Below are 15,591 nucleotides of genomic sequence, written 5' to 3' on the forward strand. Positions count from 1 at the left end.
TCGGTAAGATCCAGCCATGAGTGACGTATGGGTGGCTTCTCCGCATCGGGTCGCGGTGCTGATCCAGGACGGGTTCATCCCGTTCGAGATCGGCATCCCGCACCGGATCTTCGGCAGGGCCCGCGACAGCGAGGACCGCCTGCTCTACGAGGTCGTCACCTGCACCACCGGCGGCCCCGGACCGGTGCAGTCCGACTCGGACGTCGTCCTCCTCGCGCCGCACGGACCCGAGGCGCTCGCCGACGCGGACACCGTGGTGATCCCGAAGTTCGGCCTCGACTACCCGACCGTCTCGGACGGGGTGCTGTCGGCGCCGCTGAAGGAGGCGCTCGACATGATCCGCCCCGGCACCCGGATCATGTCGATCTGCACCGGAGCGTTCGCGCTCGCCGCCGCGGGTCTCCTCGACGGTCGTCCGGCGACCACCCACTGGTCACACACCGACGACTTCCGTGCCTTGTTTCCGCAGGTCAAGCTGGACCCTGACGTACTCTTCGTCGACGACGGCGACATCCTCACCTCCGCCGGCGTTGCCTCCGGCCTGGACCTCTGCCTGCATGTCGTACGCAGCGACCACGGCGCCGCGGTCGCCAACCGCGTCGCCCGCGTGACGGTCGTACCTCCCCACCGCGACGGCGGGCAGGCGCAGTTCATCCGGCACCACGCACCTGCCCCCGGCGACACCGGCATCTCCGCCGCGACCGCCTGGGCCCTCGCCCATCTCGACCAGCCCCTCACCCTGGAGGCGATGGCGGCCCAGGTCTCGATGTCCGTACGTACCTTCACCAGGCGATTCCGCGACGAGACCGGCGACTCCCCCGGCCGCTGGTTGCAGCGCCAGCGCATCGAGCTCGCCCGCACTCTCCTGGAGACGACCGACCTCTCGATGGAGCAGGTCGCCGCCCGCTGCGGCCTCAACACCGCCCAGTCCCTCCGCCTCCACTTCCACGCCGCCCTCGGCATCACCCCCACCGCGTACCGCCGCACTTTCCGCGGCTGACCCCAGCCGAAGCGTCACCCCGACCGGCCGAGGCGTCACTCCGGTCGGCCGAATGGGCAGCGCTGTGACCTCTCGGCCGACGCCAGTGACGCCTCGGCCGACGGGGGTGACGCCTCGGCTGGGGCTCGTTGGCGGGATGTCGAACATCGATGGCTGATATCCGCTCGCGCTCCGGGACGCGCATCTTTACTCTTTTATCGTGACGACGACGATTAGCCCCGCCCCCTCAGAAACCACGCCGATCTGGAAGCCACTCGTCGCTTGCGGGATCACGCTGGTCCTGTGGGCATCGGCGTTCGTCGGGATCCGTCACCTGGGCGACACCGTCCCGCCGGGCAGCCTGTCGCTGGGCCGGCTCGTGGTGATGGTGGCGGCGCTCGGCGCCTACCTCGCGCTGAAGGGCGGGTTCCGGCTGCCGACCCGGAAGGAATGGCCGCTGATCGCACTGGGCGGTGCGTCGTGGCTGGGTGTCTACAACCTCGCGCTCAACGAGTCCGAGCGCCGGATCGACGCAGCTACGGCGGCGTTGATCGTGCAGGTCGGTCCGATCGTGGTGGCGCTGCTGGCGGGCCTGGTGCTCAAGGAGACGATCCACCGGTGGATCCTGATCGGCACCGGTGTCGGCTTCGCAGGGGTCGTCGTCATCGGCCGCGCCTCGGCCAACGGTGACACCGGCGACTGGATCGGCGTCGCCCTCTCGGTCGTCGCCGCGCTCACCTTCGCGGTCGGCGTCCTGACCCAGAAGAAGCTGCTGCCGACGATGAGCGCTCTGCTGCTGACGTTCTGGTACGCCATCGCCGGCCTCGTCATCTGCCTGCCCTGGTCGTTCGAGCTGGCCACGACGCTCCCCGACATCAGCGTGGGCAACATCGGCTGGATCGTCTACCTCGGCCTCTTCCCGAGCGCGCTGGCCTTCGTGACCTGGGCTTATGCCCTGTCCCACTCCGATGCCGGCAAGTTCGCGCAGTCGACGTTCCTGGTGCCGTTCATCACCGCGCTGATGGCGTGGCTGGTGCTCGACGAGGTGCCGCCCGCGCTCGCCTTCATCGGTGGCGCGATGTGCATCGCGGGTGTGCTGATCACCCGCCGCCAGCCGCGTTAGTCCTTCGGGTCTTCGTCCCGCTCGAGCCAGCCTCGGAACGCCTCGAGGTTGGCGGTCGACTCACCGCGCAGCTTGCGCCACTCCCACTCCTTGCGGATCGAGGAGGCGAAGCCGAGCTCGAGGATCGTGTTGAAGGACTCGTCCGCGTACGTCAGGACCGAGCCGAGCAGCCGATCGAGCTCGTCGGGGGTGACCATCGCCAGCGGCAGCCGGCCGTCGAGGTAGATGTCGCCGAGCCGGTCGAGCCCGAAGGAGACCCCGTAGAGCCGCAGGTTGCGCTCGAGCAGCCAGCGGTAGACGGTCTCGAAGTTCTCGTCGGGACGGCGGCAGACGAAGGCATGGACGCCGAGGGCGTGCTGCCCCAGGTCGAGCCGGATCGGCGTCTGCAGCTTGCGCTCGCCCGGGAGCGAGAACGAGAAGACCACCTCGCCACCAGGCTGGGACGTCTCGTCCCAGGTCAGGTCGTTGGACTTGAGCCAGCCGCGTACGACCTCTTCCTGCTCGGTCCGCGGATCAGTCATGCCGTCAGCTCCTCACGCATCAGCATCTTGGCCTCTTCATAGACCTCGAGCGTATTGCGTGCGGTGAGATCCCAGGAGAAGTCCTGGGCGTGTTCGCGGGCGCCGTCGGCCAGTGCCGACCAGCGCGAGTGGGAGGCGATGGCGTTGGTGAGCGCGTCGGCCCACTGCGCCGGGCCGTGCCCGTCGACCAGCAGCCCGCTGCGGCCGTGGTGCACGGCGGTGGTCAGGCCGCCGACCGCGGCCGCGACGACGGGCGTGCCGCAGGCCTGGGCCTCGACGGCGACCAGGCCGAACGACTCGTTGTAGGAGGGAACGGCGACGACGGAGGCGGCGGAGTACCAGAGCGCGAGCTGGTCCTGGCGCACCGGCGGGATGAACCGGACCACGTCGGATATCCCCAGCTCAGCGGCGAGATCGACCAGCACGGTCGGGTGCTCCAGACCGGAGCCGGAGGGACCGCCGACGATCGGGACGACGAGGTTGCGGCGCAGCGACGGGTCACGCGCGAGCATGACCGCGGCCGCCCGCAGGAGTACGTCGGGAGCCTTGAGCGGCTGGATGCGACCGGCGAAGAGGAGCACGTGAGCGCGGGCCGGAAGCCCGAGAGCGGCACGCGCCGCGGCCCGCCCGCGCGGACGGAAGACCCGCAGGTCGACCCCGGGATGCACGACGGCGACGCGACCTGGCTCCGCGTCGTACATGTTGATCAGCTGCTTGGCCTCGAGGTCGGTGTTGGCGATCAGCATGTCGGCGGCGTCGACGACCTGCTCCTCGCCGATCACCCGAGCCTCGGGCTCGGGACAGTCGCCCTCGGCGAGCGCCTCGTTCTTGACCTTGGCCATCGTGTGCATCGAGTGGACCAGCGGCACGCCCCAGCGATCGCGGGAGAGCGCCCCGACCTGGCCCGAGAGCCAGTAGTGGGAGTGCACGGCGTCGAAGTAGCCCGGCGGGTTGGACGCCTCCGCGCGGAGCACCTCACGCGCGAACGTGCACAGCTGGCCGGGAAGGTCGCCCTTGGCCAGCCCCTCGAACGGGCCGGCGTGGACGTGGTGGACAGCGACACCGTCGTACGCCTCCACGACCTGCGGCAGGCGCGACGAGGTCGCGCGCGTGAAGATGTCGACCGCGATGCCCTGGGTGGCCAGCCGCCGGGAGAGCTCGAGCACGTAGACGTTCATGCCGCCGGCGTCGCCGGTGCCGGGCTGGTCGAGCGGAGAGGTGTGCAGACTGACCATCGCTACGCGGTGGATCATTCCTGCCCCTTTGTGTATACGCCTGTGGTCCCGTCTCTCAACACTCGGATCCCGCTCATCATTCCCGGCCGCATGAACCCGTTTGAACCGTCTTCGATCGTGGGACCCGGTGGGCAAAGTCGAGCGAGCGACGAGAGAATGGCTCCATGTCGTCCAAGAATGCTGTCGTCACCGGCGCCTCGAGCGGGATCGGTGCCGCCACCGCCCGCCAGCTCGCCAAGGAGGGCTATCACGTCTTCCTCGCCGCTCGCCGGGCCGATCGGATCGAGGCCCTGGCCGAGGAGATCGGTGGCACCGCGATCGCGACCGACGTCACCTCCGACGACTCCGTCGCCGCGCTCGTCGAGGCGGTCGGTGACCGTCTCGACCTGCTGGTCAACAACGCCGGCGGTGCCTTCGGCGTGGACAAGGTGGCCGAGGCCGACCTGACCAAATGGCAGGCGATGTTCGAGGTCAACGTGATCGGCCTGACCCGCGTGACCAAGGCGCTGCTCCCCGCGCTGATCGCCTCGGGGGCAGGCGCGGTCGTCAACGTCGGCTCGATCGCCGGCCGGCGCGCCTACGAGGGCGGCGCGGGCTACAACGCGGCCAAGTTCGGCACCCGCGCGGTCACCGAGGCGCTGCGCCTGGAGATCGTCGACAAGCCGGTGCGGATCATGGAGATCGCCCCGGGGATGGTCCAGACCGAGGAGTTCTCGCTCGTACGTCTCGGCGGCGACCAGGCTGCGGCCGACGCCGTCTACCAGGGCGTCGCGGCGCCGCTGGTGGCCGAGGACGTCGCCGACGCGATCGTGTGGATGGCGACCCGTCCGGCTCACGTCAACATCGACGAGCTGGTCATCAAGCCGCGCGCCCAGGCCGCGCCTCACAAGGTGCACCGCGAGGGCTGACCGCCACGATCCGGCCTCTGACCTGGTCTAGTCCAGGTCAGAGCGACGCCGAGGATTCAGTACGCGACAGCCGACGGTGTCACACTCGATGACGTGCAGACGATCGGACTCATCGGCGGCATGAGCTGGGAAAGCACCGCCGCGTACTACGAGGGACTCAACAAGGGTGTCCAGGAGCGGCTGGGCGGTCTCCACTCCGCCAAGATCGTGCTGGCCTCCGTCGACCTGGCCGAGCTGACGGAACTGCAGGAGAAGGAGGCCTGGGATCAGGTCGCCGAGATCCTGATCGCCGCGGCGCGCAGCGTGGTGGCCGGCGGCGCCGACTTCATCCTGCTGTGCACCACCACCTTCCACAAGGTCTACGACGAGGTCGCGGCCGCGGTCGACGTACCCGTGCTGCACCTGGCCGACGAGCTGGCCGCGAAGGCCAAGGAGCTCGGCATCACCAAGGCCGGGTTCCTCGCCTCCCGCTACACCGTGGAGAACGACTTCTTCGCCCAGCGCATCTCCGACCACGGCGTCGACGTGAACCTGCCCGACACCCTCCACGTGGAGATGCTCGACTCGATCATCTACGAGGAGCTCGTCCACCGGAACGTCGTCTCGGGCTCGCGCAAGCGCGTCCTCGAGGTCGTCCACGAGCTGTGGGACGCGGGCTCCGACGGTGTGATCCTCGGCGCCTCCGAGCTCAGCCTCCTGGTGCGGCCCAGCGACGTCGACGTACCCATCCTCGACGCCATCACCGTGCACGTCGAGGCCGCGCTCGACCGCGCCCTCCCCTGAGGCCGGTCGGCTAGCTCTCGAGCAGCTCGTTGGCGACGGCGCGCAGCTCGGGGCTCATGTCGCCCTCGTGCACGACGACGCTCCGGCCGTCGACCTCGAACTCGTAGATGTAGCGGTCGGCACCCTTCGGCTTCGACGGGGTGACGCCGCCTCCGACCAGGTCGCGCAGGGCGGCCACGTGGGCGGCCGTCGGAGCGAGCTCCGCGACCCCCTCCTTGGTACGTCCCAGGAAGCCGCCGCTGCGGCGTACCTTCACCACGGTCTTGGCAGGCTCCTCGCCATCGGGCGCGGGCGTCCCGGACGCCGGGGCGACCCCGACCTCGGACCAGGCTGTGGTGACCGCCTCGGCGTGGTCACCGGCCTCGGCGATGGTGGCCGCGGCGAACCCGGCGAAGTCGGTGTCGGTGGTGACGGCGCCGCTGGTCAGCGCCGCGTACCAGATCTTGCCGGCACCGTCCCACGAGCTGCCGCCGATCGCCTTGGCGGCGAGGGCGAAGGCACGGTTGGGGATGCCGGAGTTGATGTGGACGCCGCCGTTGTCGTCGGTGCCGTCGTAGATGTCGTCCATGTGGGCCGGCTGCGGGTCCTTGCCCAGATTCGGGTCGTCGTAGGCGGTCCCGGGCTCGAGCATGTTCCGCAGCCCGACGCCCTGGACCGACTCGGTGAAGAGGCCCTCGCCGATGATCCAGTCGGCCTCGTCGGCGCTCTGGCCGAGGAGACGCTGCTTGAGGCACGAGCCGAACACGTCCGACATCGACTCGTTGAGCGCGCCGGGCTGGCCCTGGTAGACGAGCCCGGCGGAGTGCTCGGTGACCGCGTGGGAGAGCTCGTGACCGATCACGTCGACGGCCTTGGTGAATCGCTGGAAGATCTCGCCGTCGCCGTCACCGAAGACCAGCTGGGTGCCGTCCCAGAAGGCGTTGGCGTAGTCCCGGTCGTAGTGGACGGTCATCACGACCTCGATGCCCCGGCCGTCGTAGGAGTCACGGCCGTAGACCTCCTCGAAGAGCGCCAGCGAGCCGGTGATGCCGGTCGCGGCCTCGTCGACGCTCTCGTCGCCCGACTCCGGGTCACCCGCGGCGCGGACCTTCTCCCCTGGCAGGTCGGTGCCGTTGTTCGCGGTGTAGACCGTCCAGTCCCCAGCCTCGGCGGTGGTCTCGCCGGCTTCAGGGGCCGGGCGCTGGGCGAGAACCCTGGTCAGGTGCTCCGCCCGAGCGGCGCGAAATGCGTTGTCCTGGTCGAGGCGGCCTGCGTTGAGCCGCTGCATGAGATACGGGGGCACGATCTGGCAGACGTGTTTCCGAGAAGTCATGGGCCACAGCCAACCGTCATCTCCGGATGCGGGTCAAGGAGGTCGCGGCGGATAAGATCAGACGTCCCGTCCCGCCCCAGAAATCGAGCCGCTTCGCACATGTCCGAGATCCTCAAGGCCAATCTCCGCAACGTCGCCATCGTTGCGCACGTCGACCACGGCAAGACCACGCTGGTCGACGCCATGCTGCGTCAGGCAGGCACCTTCACCGAGCACGAGGCCGAATCGGTCGCCGACCGAGTCATGGACTCCGGTGAGCTCGAGCGCGAGAAGGGCATCACCATCCTCGCGAAGAACACCGCCATCCACTACTCCGGGCCGAGCGCGCCCGAGGGGATGACGATCAACATCATCGACACCCCCGGCCACGCCGACTTCGGTGGTGAGGTCGAGCGCGGCCTGTCGATGGTCGACGGGATCGTGCTGCTGGTGGACGCCTCCGAGGGCCCGCTCCCCCAGACCCGGTTCGTGCTGCGCAAGGCGCTCAACGCCGACATGCCGGTCGTGCTGGTGGTCAACAAGGTCGACCGCCCCGACGCCCGCATCGAGGAGGTCGTCGACGAGACGTACGAGCTCTTCATGGACTTGCTCGACGACTCCCACAGCCAGGACGCGCTCGACTTCCCGGTGGTCTACGCCTCCGGCAAGGCCGGCGTAGCTGCGCTCGAGCAGCCCGGCAACGGCGAGCTGCCCGACTCCAAGGACCTCGAGCCGCTGTTCCAGACGATCATGGACACGATCCCGGCTCCGACCTACGTCGAGGGCGCGCCCCTCCAGGCCCACGTCACCAACCTCGACGCGAGCCCGTTCCTCGGCCGCCTCGCGCTGGTCCGCATCCACCAGGGCACCCTGAAGAAGGGCCAGAACGTCGCCTGGATGCGACGCGACGGCGAGGTCAAGAACGTACGCATCACCGAGCTGCTCATCACCGAGGGCCTCGAGCGCAAGCCGGGCGAGATCGCCGGCCCCGGCGACATCGTCGCCATCGCCGGCATCCCGGAGATCACCATCGGTGAGACGCTCGCCGACCCGGAGAACCCGGTCGCGCTGCCGCTCATCCACGTCGACGAGCCCGCCATCTCGATGACCATCGGCACCAACACCTCGCCGCTGGTCGGCAAGGTGAAGGGCTCGAAGGTCACCGCGCGTCTGGTCAAGGACCGCCTTGACCAGGAGCTCATCGGCAACGTGTCGCTGAAGATCCTCAACACCGAGCGTCCCGACGCCTGGGAGGTCCAGGGCCGCGGTGAGCTGGCGCTGGCGATCCTGGTCGAGCAGATGCGCCGCGAGGGCTATGAGCTGACCGTCGGCAAGCCGCAGGTGGTCACCAAGGAGGTCGACGGCAAGGTCCACGAGCCGTACGAGCGCCTGACCATCGACGCTCCGGAGGAGCACCTCGGCTCCATCACCGAGCTGCTCGCCAACCGCAAGGGCCGCATGGAGGGCATGACCAACCACGGCACCGGCTGGGTGCGCATGGAGTTCATCGTGCCCGCCCGTGGCCTGATCGGCTTCCGCACCGAGTTCCTCACCGAGACCCGCGGCACCGGCATCGCCCACCACATCTCCGAGGGCTACGACCGCTGGGCCGGCGAGATCCGCTCGCGCAACAACGGCTCGCTCGTCGCCGACCGGTCCGGTGCGGCCACGGCGTACGCGATGACCTCGCTGCAGGAGCGCGGCGTCATGTTCGTCGAGCCGGCCACCGAGGTCTACGAGGGCATGATCGTCGGCGAGAACTCCCGCGCCGACGACATGGACGTCAACATCACCAAGGAGAAGCAGCAGACCAACGTCCGCTCCGCCACCTCCGACAACTTCGAGAAGCTCATCCCGCCGAAGAAGCTCTCGCTCGAGCAGTGCCTGGAGTTCTGCCGCGAGGACGAGTGCGTCGAGGTCACCCCCGACATGGTCCGCATCCGCAAGGTCGTCCTCGACCAGAACGACCGGGGCAAGATCGCCTCGCGCGCCCGCAAGGCCAACAAGTCCTGACCGACTTTCGTGACGGCCGCCGACCCTCTTGGGTCGGCGGCCGTTCTCGTCGTCGGCCGGCTGCGACACTTCGACCATGACCCTCACGACCACCGCCTCGCTGATCGGCTCGGCCTATGAGACGGGCCGCGGCGTCGCCGCCTTCAACGCGATCAACCTGGAGACCGTCGAGGCGATCGCCACCGGAGCCGAGAGCGCGAACCGGCCGGTGATCGTGCAGATCAGCGAGAACGCGGTGCGCTACCACGGCGGCCTGGCGCCGCTGGCCCATGCCGCGATCGCGATGGCGTCCGGATCGACGATGCCGATCTCGCTCCACCTGGACCACGCGACCGACGAGCGTCTGGTCGGGATCGCGGTCGACCTCGGCTTCTCCTCGGTGATGTACGACGCCTCCCAGCTCGCCTACGAGGAGAACCTCACCCGCACCGCCGCCGTCGCCCGCCGCTGCCACGACCGTGGCGCCCACGTCGAGGCCGAGCTCGGCGAGGTCGGCGGCAAGAATGGCGTCCACGCCCCCGGCGTACGCACCGACCCGGCCGAGGCGGCCGCGTTCGTCGCGAACACCGGCGTCGACGCCCTCGCCGTCGCGGTCGGCTCGAGCCACAAGATGACCACCCGCGACGCGGCCCTGGACGAGGCGCTGATCGCGGAGATCCGGCGTGCCGTCGACGTCCCGCTGGTCCTGCACGGTTCCTCCGGCGTGAGCGACGACGGTCTGCGGGCCGCCATCGCCGCCGGGATGACGAAGATCAACGTCGCCACGCAGCTCAACAAGGCCTTCACGGCCGCGGTCCGCGACAGCCTCGCAGCCGACCCGGACCTGGTCGACCAGCGCCGCTACCTCGGCGCTGGCCGCGACGCGATGGCCGCCGAGACGGCCCGGCTGCTCACCGTCATCTCGGCCTGACAGACGCCCCGTTTCCCCAGTTTGATGGAAGCGCTCCCACACCACACGAAATCGTTACCTTCGCGCCTCTTGACACAGCCATGTGAGCACACTCACACTCTCCGTAGTCCCGAGAGTGGAAGCGCTCTCACTCCCCACACAGACGTGCAGGAGCACCCCGTGTCCAAGATCTCCAAGTCCTGGCGCCGCGGCTTAGCCGCTGGCGCGGTCGCCACTCTCGTCGCTGGCCTCGTCGGGGCCTGCGGCGGCAGCGACGACACCGGCGAGCAGGCCAAGCTCGGCAAGGACGACACCCTGACCATCACGACCTTCAGCGAGTTCGGCTACGGCGACCTCATCGAGCAGTGGAACGCCGACCCTGACCGCCCCTTCAAGGTCAAGCAGACCGTCGTTGCCGAGTGGGACACCTGGAAGCAGAGCCTCACCACCGGTCTGCAGTCCGGCGAGGGTCTCACCGACATCGTCGGCATCGAGGGCGACATGATGCCCGCGCTCGTCGCCGAAGGCGCCTCCGAGCAGTTCGTCGATCTCACCGACAAGGAGCTCGACAGCCGCTGGATGGAGTCGAAGTACCTCGAGGGCCAGACCGCCGACGGCAAGCAGATCGGCTATCCGACCGACGCCGGTCCCGAGGCGTTCTGCTACCGCGCCGACCTCTTCGAGAAGGCCGGCCTCCCGAGCGACCGCGAGGCCGTGAAGGAGCTCTTCAAGGACTGGGACACCTACTTCGCCACCGGCGAGCAGTTCAAGAAGAAGATGCCGAAGACGGCCTGGTACGACTCCAGCGGCGCGATCGCCCAGGCGATGCTCAACCAGGTCGAGTACCCCTTCCAGACCAAGGACCAGAAGATCGACGTCGACAACCCGGAGCTCCGGGAGGTCTACGACACGGTCGCGCAGTACGCCCCCACCCAGTCGACGAAGGTCGAGCAGTGGGGCGAGGACTGGACGGCCAACTTCACCAACGACGGCTTCGCCACCATCCCCTGCCCCGGCTGGATGTTCGCCAACATCAAGGACTCCGCGCCTGAGGTGAAGGGCTGGGACATCGTCGACGCCTTCCCGGGCGGCGGCGGCAACTGGGGTGGCTCCTACCTCGCCGTCCCGGCTCAGTCAGAGCACCAGGACGAGGCCAAGGAGTTCGCCAACTACCTGACCACCGCTGAGTCCCAGGTGGCCGCGTCGAAGGTGGCCGGCAACTTCCCGGCCAACCTGGAGGCGCAGACGGTCCTGGCCGACGAGAACGCCACTGACCCGTACTTCAACAACGCCCCCACCTCGCAGATCCTCGCCAGCCGCGCGGAGGCCGTGCCGGCGGGTGTCCCGTTCAAGGGTGACAAGTACTCCGACATCCTGGGCCTCTTCCAGCAGGCGATCCGACGTGTGGACGAGGGCACCGACCCCGAGAAGTCGTGGGCGACCTTCGTCGAGGGCGTCGAAGGAATGTCCTGATCCATGCCGACCACCACCTCTGCCCCGGTCGAGAACGCCACTCCGGCGCCCTCGACCGGGGCAGCACCCCGCCGCCAGGCGTGGCGTAACCGGCTCTCCCGGTGGGACTTCAAGTTCTCGCCCTACCTGTACGTCGCGCCGTTCTTCCTCGTGTTCCTCCTCATCGGGCTCTACCCGATGCTCTACACCGGCTACCTGTCCTTCTTCTCCTGGCCCGCCTACGGCTCCGAGGTCGGCCCGTGGGTCGGCTGGGACAACTACGCCCACGTCCTCGGTGACTCGGTCTTCCGCAAGGCCTTCTGGAACACCCTCGGGATCTTCCTGCTCTCCTCCGTGCCACAGATCATGGTGGCGACGATCCTCGCCGCTCTGCTCGACACCCGGCTCCGGGGCCGCACCCTGTGGCGGATGAGCATCCTGCTGCCCTTCGTGGTCGCTCCTGCGGCGTCCGCGATGATCTTCGGCGCGATCTTCGCCGACGGCACGGGCCTGATCAACCAGACGCTCGACGGCTTCGGCTTCGACAAGGTGCCGTGGCACGCCGACCGGTTCGCGAGCTGGACCGCGATCGCGACCATGGTCAACTGGCGCTGGACGGGCTACAACGCGCTGATCATCCTCGCCGCCATGCAGGCGATCCCGCGGGATCTCTACGAAGCGGCCGAGATCGACGGTGCCTCCAAGGTGAAGCAGTTCTTCCACGTCACGCTGCCCTCGATCCGGCCGACGATGATCTTCGTCATCGTCACCTCGACCATCGGTGGCCTGCAGATCTTCACCGAGCCCCGGATCTTCGACACCAACCTGCGCTTCCAGGGTGGCTCCGACTTCCAGTACACGACCTTGACGATGTACGTCTTCAACACCGCCCAGACCACGACCAACCCGTATCCACGTGCGGCCGCCGCCGCCTGGGTGCTGTTCCTGATCATCGTGGGGATCGCCCTGGTCAACTTCCTGGTCACCCGGGCCGTACAACGGAGGAACCTCAGATGAGTAGACGTCCCGGATTCCTCGTTTACGGCCTGCTCACGGCCTTCCTGCTGGGCTCGGCGTTCCCGCTGTACTGGTCGTTCGTGATCGGATCGGTCACCCGGCATCGGGCGATCCAGTCGCCTCCGCCGCTGGTCCCGGGCGGGCACTTCTTCGAGAACGCCGCCCGGGTCTTCGACCGGATCGACTTCTGGTCGGCGCTGCTCAACTCGATCATCATCTCCGGGATCTCGGCGGCCTCGGTCGTGCTCTTCTCGACCCTGGCCGGCTATTCCTTCGCCAAGCTCCGCTTCCGCGGCTCCAACGCGGGGATGATCTTCGTCGTCGCCACCCTGGCGGTGCCGACCCAGCTGGCTCTGGTGCCGATGCTCAAGCAGTTCTCCAACCTGGGCCTGACCGGCACCCACGCCGCCGTGATCCTGCCGTGGGTGGTGACCGCGTTCGGTGTCTTCTTCATGAGGCAGTACCTCGTCGACGCGATCCCCGACGAGCTCATCGACGCGGCCCGCGTCGACGGCGCGTCCATGATCCGTACGTTCTGGACCGTCGCCATCCCAGCGGCGAGACCGGCGATGGCGATCCTCGGCCTGTTCACCTTCATGCAGGTGTGGACCGACTTCATGTGGCCGCTGATCGTGCTGCAGGGCTCCGACGTCCAGACCCTGCAGACCGCGCTCGACGCACTGAAGGTCGCGCCCGGTCAAGGACATGCCGACATGGCCCTGGTCCAGGCCGGAACGATCCTCGCGACCGTGCCCCTACTTCTGTTGTTCATCGCCACCGGCCGCCACCTGGTGTCCGGCATCATGCAAGGAGCCGTCAAGGGATGAATCTCTCGACAAACCCAGCCCACGCCGAACGTACGTTCCCCCAGGACTTTCTCTGGGGCGCGGCGACGGCTTCCTACCAGATCGAGGGAGCCATCGACGAGGACGGACGTACGCCCAGCAACTGGGACACCTTCACCAAGGTTCCTGGGGCGATCCTCAACGGCGACACCGGCGAGGTGGCCTGCGACCACTACCACCGGGTGCCCGAGGACGTCGCGCTGATGAAGCGGCTCAACCTGGCTTCGTACCGGTTCTCGACGGCGTGGCCGCGGATCCGTCCCGACGGCGGGAAGGTCAACCAGGCGGGGCTCGACTTCTACAGCCGTCTCGTCGACGAGCTGCTCGAGGCCGAGATCGCGCCGTGGATCACGCTCTACCACTGGGACCTGCCGCAGGCGCTGGAGGACCAGGGCGGCTGGACCAGCCGCGACACCGCCTACCGGTTCGTGGAGTATTCCACGACCGTCTACGACGCTCTCTCCGACCGCGTCGACAACTGGACGACGCTGAACGAGCCGTGGTGCTCGGCGTTCCTTGGCTACTCCGGCGGTCAGCATGCGCCGGGTCGCCAGGAGGGTGTGGCCGGCATCGTCGCGGCTCACCACCTCATGCTCGGGCACGGCCTCGTGATCAACGAGCTGCGCGCCCGCGGCGCGACGCCGGAGAACGGGAAGTCGCTCGGCATCACCCTCAACCCGACGGTCGTCGACCCCTACGACGCCGACCGTCCCGAGGACGTCGACATGACCCGGCGGATCGACGGTCTGCACAACCGGGTCTTCCTCGACCCGCTGTTCCGGGGCAAGTACGCCGACGACCTGGCCGCGGACACCGAGGGCCTGACCTTCCAGGGCCGTCCGTGGCAGGACTGGGTGCTCGAGGGCGACCTGGAGGTCATCTCCGCGCCGCTCGACGTGCTCGGGGTCAACTTCTACTTCGGCAACGCCATCGCGGCGGAGCCGTTCGAGATCGACCCCGACCAGGTGCTGGGCAGCCGGCTCGTGCACTCCGACCTGCCGCGGGGGAACCCCTACCCCGGTGCCGAGTTCGTCACCCCGCGCACCGGCCGCGCCACGACCGCCCGCGACTGGGAGATCGACCCGGTCTGGCTGACCCGGCTGCTGACCCGGCTCAGCGGTGAGTACGGCGCCCCGCCCATCTACATCACCGAGAACGGGGCTTACTACGATGATGTGGTGGAGGATGGCGCCGTGCACGACACCGCCCGACTCGACTACATCGACACGCACCTGCGCGCGACCCTCGATGCGATGGAGCAGGGTGCGGACGTACGCGGCTACTTCGCCTGGTCGATGCTCGACAACTTCGAGTGGAGCTACGGCTACGCGCACCGGTTCGGGATCGTGCACGTGGACTTCGAGACCCAGGTTCGTACGCCCAAGGACAGCGGCCTCTGGTTCGCCGATGTCGCCGCTCACAACCGAGTGCCGGCACGCTGATGTCGCTGCTCGCATGAGTTCGGCAACGCTCGACGATGTCGCCCGGTTGGCTGGTGTCAGCCGGGCGACCGCGTCGCGCGCGATCAACGGCGGATCGCGCGTCTCGGCGAAGGCCTCCGAGGCCGTCGCCGAGGCGGTCCGCACGCTCGGCTACACCCCCAACCCGGCGGCGCGCTCGCTGGTGACCCGGCGTACCGACTCGGTCGCCATGGTCATCCCCGAGGCCGACGAGCGGGTCTTCGCCGACCCGTTCTTCGCCCGTACGCTGCGCATCGTCACCCGGGCCCTCTCGTCCCGCGACCTGCAGGTGGTCCTGCTGATCGCGCGTCCGGGCGAGGAGGAGGACCGGATGCTGCGTTACCTGCGCGGTGGCCACATCGACGGCGCCATCGTCGTCTCCTCGCACCGCAGCGACCTGCTCGCCGACCACGTCGCCGACCTCGGTCTGCCGGCGGCCTTCGTCGGCCGCCCGTGGACCGGCGCCCACCGGGTCTCCTACGCAGACACCGACAACTTCGCCGGCGCCCGCGAGGTCACCCAGGTGCTCATCGACCGCGGCTGCCGACGGATCGGCACCATCACCGGCCCCGCCGACATGAGCGCGGGCGCCGACCGGGTCGCCGGCTGGCGGGCCGCTCTGGACGCCGCCGGTCTCGCCGCCGACGCGGTCGTCGAGGGCGACTTCACCGAGGACGGCGGCGAGGCCGCCTGCGAGATCCTGCTGGGCAGCCATCCGGACATCGACGGCCTCATGGTCGCCTCCGACCTGATGGCCGCCGGTGCGCTGCGCGCCATCGACCGCGCCGGCCGCCGTGTCCCCGACGACATCGCGGTCGTCGGCTACGACGATCTCGGCATCGCCGAGCGCACCACTCCCCCGCTCACCACGGTCAAGAACCCGATAGGCGACATGGCCGAGGAGGCCGCCCGGCTCCTCCTCGCCCAGCTCGACGGCACCACCACCATCCCGCGGCGCGTCGTCTTCGCGCCCGAGCTGGTGCGGCGTACGTCTGCGTGAGCTGACCGACGCACCATTCGTCCGCCCGCATATCGGAGTGCGGACGCGATCCGGGCACGCCTGCCGCAAGGCTGT

14 protein-coding genes are annotated in these 15,591 nt (G+C 68.9%); 11 read left to right on the plus strand and 3 right to left on the minus strand.

Annotated elements, in window-relative coordinates; translation table 11 throughout:
• Positions 1-16: 16 nt before the first annotated feature.
• Positions 17-1,000, plus strand: coding sequence for a GlxA family transcriptional regulator (locus ABTW65_RS13855; RefSeq protein ID WP_350660902.1), 984 nt, complete (start codon positions 17-19; stop codon positions 998-1,000).
• A gap of 199 nt (positions 1,001-1,199) precedes the next feature.
• A complete protein-coding gene (locus ABTW65_RS13860) occupies positions 1,200-2,102 on the plus strand; it encodes a DMT family transporter (protein WP_350660904.1) in 903 nt (300 codons plus the stop codon).
• On the opposite strand, the gene ABTW65_RS13865 is transcribed toward ABTW65_RS13860, so the two are convergent.
• Entirely contained in the window at positions 2,099-2,623 is a 525-nt protein-coding gene (locus ABTW65_RS13865) for a type III secretion system chaperone family protein (RefSeq protein WP_350660906.1), read from the minus strand. The two genes, ABTW65_RS13860 and ABTW65_RS13865, sit on opposite strands and share 4 nt — an antisense overlap.
• The gene (mshA, locus tag ABTW65_RS13870) at positions 2,620-3,876 is read right to left on the minus strand and encodes a D-inositol-3-phosphate glycosyltransferase (RefSeq protein ID WP_350660908.1); all 1,257 of its coding nucleotides are present in this window, start codon (positions 3,874-3,876) and stop codon (positions 2,620-2,622) included. The genes ABTW65_RS13865 and mshA overlap by 4 nt, the downstream gene beginning before the upstream one ends.
• A 146-nt stretch (positions 3,877-4,022) precedes the next feature.
• Here mshA and ABTW65_RS13875 point away from each other — a divergent pair, with 146 nt between their 5' ends.
• Together ABTW65_RS13875 and ABTW65_RS13880 are read left to right on the plus strand one after the other, a co-directional pair.
• Positions 4,023-4,766, plus strand: coding sequence for an SDR family NAD(P)-dependent oxidoreductase (locus ABTW65_RS13875; RefSeq protein ID WP_350660910.1), 744 nt, complete (start codon positions 4,023-4,025; stop codon positions 4,764-4,766).
• Positions 4,767-4,859: 93 nt separating this feature from the next.
• Positions 4,860-5,549 carry an aspartate/glutamate racemase family protein gene (locus ABTW65_RS13880; RefSeq protein WP_350660912.1) on the plus strand — a complete coding sequence of 230 codons (690 nt, stop codon included), beginning with the start codon at positions 4,860-4,862 and terminating at the stop codon, positions 5,547-5,549.
• 10 nt (positions 5,550-5,559) lie between these two features.
• Here the strand turns inward: ABTW65_RS13880 and ABTW65_RS13885 are convergent, their stop codons facing one another.
• Positions 5,560-6,861, minus strand: coding sequence for a M4 family metallopeptidase (locus ABTW65_RS13885; RefSeq protein WP_350660915.1), 1,302 nt, complete (start codon positions 6,859-6,861; stop codon positions 5,560-5,562).
• 99 nt (positions 6,862-6,960) lie between these two features.
• Between ABTW65_RS13885 and typA the strand changes: the two genes are divergently transcribed.
• From typA to ABTW65_RS13920, 7 genes are all read left to right on the plus strand, one after another.
• Positions 6,961-8,853, plus strand: a complete 1,893-nt coding sequence (gene typA / locus ABTW65_RS13890) for a translational GTPase TypA (RefSeq protein ID WP_350660917.1) — start codon at positions 6,961-6,963, stop codon at positions 8,851-8,853.
• Positions 8,854-8,929: 76 nt separating this feature from the next.
• On the plus strand, positions 8,930-9,763 hold the full coding sequence (locus ABTW65_RS13895; RefSeq protein ID WP_350660919.1) for a class II fructose-bisphosphate aldolase: 834 nt from the start codon (positions 8,930-8,932) through the stop codon (positions 9,761-9,763).
• 159 nt (positions 9,764-9,922) lie between these two features.
• Positions 9,923-11,215 carry an ABC transporter substrate-binding protein gene (locus ABTW65_RS13900; protein WP_350660921.1) on the plus strand — a complete coding sequence of 431 codons (1,293 nt, stop codon included), beginning with the start codon at positions 9,923-9,925 and terminating at the stop codon, positions 11,213-11,215.
• A 3-nt stretch (positions 11,216-11,218) separates the two neighbouring features.
• The gene (locus ABTW65_RS13905) at positions 11,219-12,211 is read left to right on the plus strand and encodes a carbohydrate ABC transporter permease (RefSeq protein ID WP_350660923.1); all 993 of its coding nucleotides are present in this window, start codon (positions 11,219-11,221) and stop codon (positions 12,209-12,211) included.
• Entirely contained in the window at positions 12,208-13,038 is an 831-nt protein-coding gene (locus tag ABTW65_RS13910; RefSeq protein WP_350660925.1) for a carbohydrate ABC transporter permease, read from the plus strand. Before ABTW65_RS13905 ends, ABTW65_RS13910 begins: the two co-directional genes overlap by 4 nt.
• Positions 13,035-14,498, plus strand: a complete 1,464-nt coding sequence (locus ABTW65_RS13915) for a glycoside hydrolase family 1 protein (RefSeq protein WP_350660927.1) — start codon at positions 13,035-13,037, stop codon at positions 14,496-14,498. Before ABTW65_RS13910 ends, ABTW65_RS13915 begins: the two co-directional genes overlap by 4 nt.
• Before the next feature lie 13 nt (positions 14,499-14,511).
• Positions 14,512-15,516 carry a LacI family DNA-binding transcriptional regulator gene (locus ABTW65_RS13920; protein ID WP_350660929.1) on the plus strand — a complete coding sequence of 335 codons (1,005 nt, stop codon included), beginning with the start codon at positions 14,512-14,514 and terminating at the stop codon, positions 15,514-15,516.
• Positions 15,517-15,591 lie beyond the last annotated feature (75 nt).

The sequence above is a fragment of the Nocardioides sp. NPDC127503 genome, from assembly GCF_040302165.1.
In the GTDB taxonomy this organism is placed as follows: domain Bacteria; phylum Actinomycetota; class Actinomycetes; order Propionibacteriales; family Nocardioidaceae; genus Nocardioides.

Excerpts from the sequence above, each read along its gene's own strand:
- ABTW65_RS13855 (WP_350660902.1), top strand. The coding sequence starts at position 17 with ATGAGTGACGTATGGGTGGCTTCTCCGCATCGGGTCGCGGTGCTGATC.
- ABTW65_RS13865 (WP_350660906.1), bottom strand. The coding sequence starts at position 2,623 with ATGACTGATCCGCGGACCGAGCAGGAAGAGGTCGTACGCGGCTGGCTC.
- mshA (WP_350660908.1), bottom strand. The coding sequence starts at position 3,876 with ATGATCCACCGCGTAGCGATGGTCAGTCTGCACACCTCTCCGCTCGAC.
- ABTW65_RS13875 (WP_350660910.1), top strand. The coding sequence starts at position 4,023 with ATGTCGTCCAAGAATGCTGTCGTCACCGGCGCCTCGAGCGGGATCGGT.
- ABTW65_RS13885 (WP_350660915.1), bottom strand. The coding sequence starts at position 6,861 with ATGACTTCTCGGAAACACGTCTGCCAGATCGTGCCCCCGTATCTCATG.
- typA (WP_350660917.1), top strand. The coding sequence starts at position 6,961 with ATGTCCGAGATCCTCAAGGCCAATCTCCGCAACGTCGCCATCGTTGCG.
- ABTW65_RS13895 (WP_350660919.1), top strand. The coding sequence starts at position 8,930 with ATGACCCTCACGACCACCGCCTCGCTGATCGGCTCGGCCTATGAGACG.
- ABTW65_RS13905 (WP_350660923.1), top strand. The coding sequence starts at position 11,219 with ATGCCGACCACCACCTCTGCCCCGGTCGAGAACGCCACTCCGGCGCCC.
- ABTW65_RS13910 (WP_350660925.1), top strand. The coding sequence starts at position 12,208 with ATGAGTAGACGTCCCGGATTCCTCGTTTACGGCCTGCTCACGGCCTTC.
- ABTW65_RS13915 (WP_350660927.1), top strand. The coding sequence starts at position 13,035 with ATGAATCTCTCGACAAACCCAGCCCACGCCGAACGTACGTTCCCCCAG.
- ABTW65_RS13920 (WP_350660929.1), top strand. The coding sequence starts at position 14,512 with ATGAGTTCGGCAACGCTCGACGATGTCGCCCGGTTGGCTGGTGTCAGC.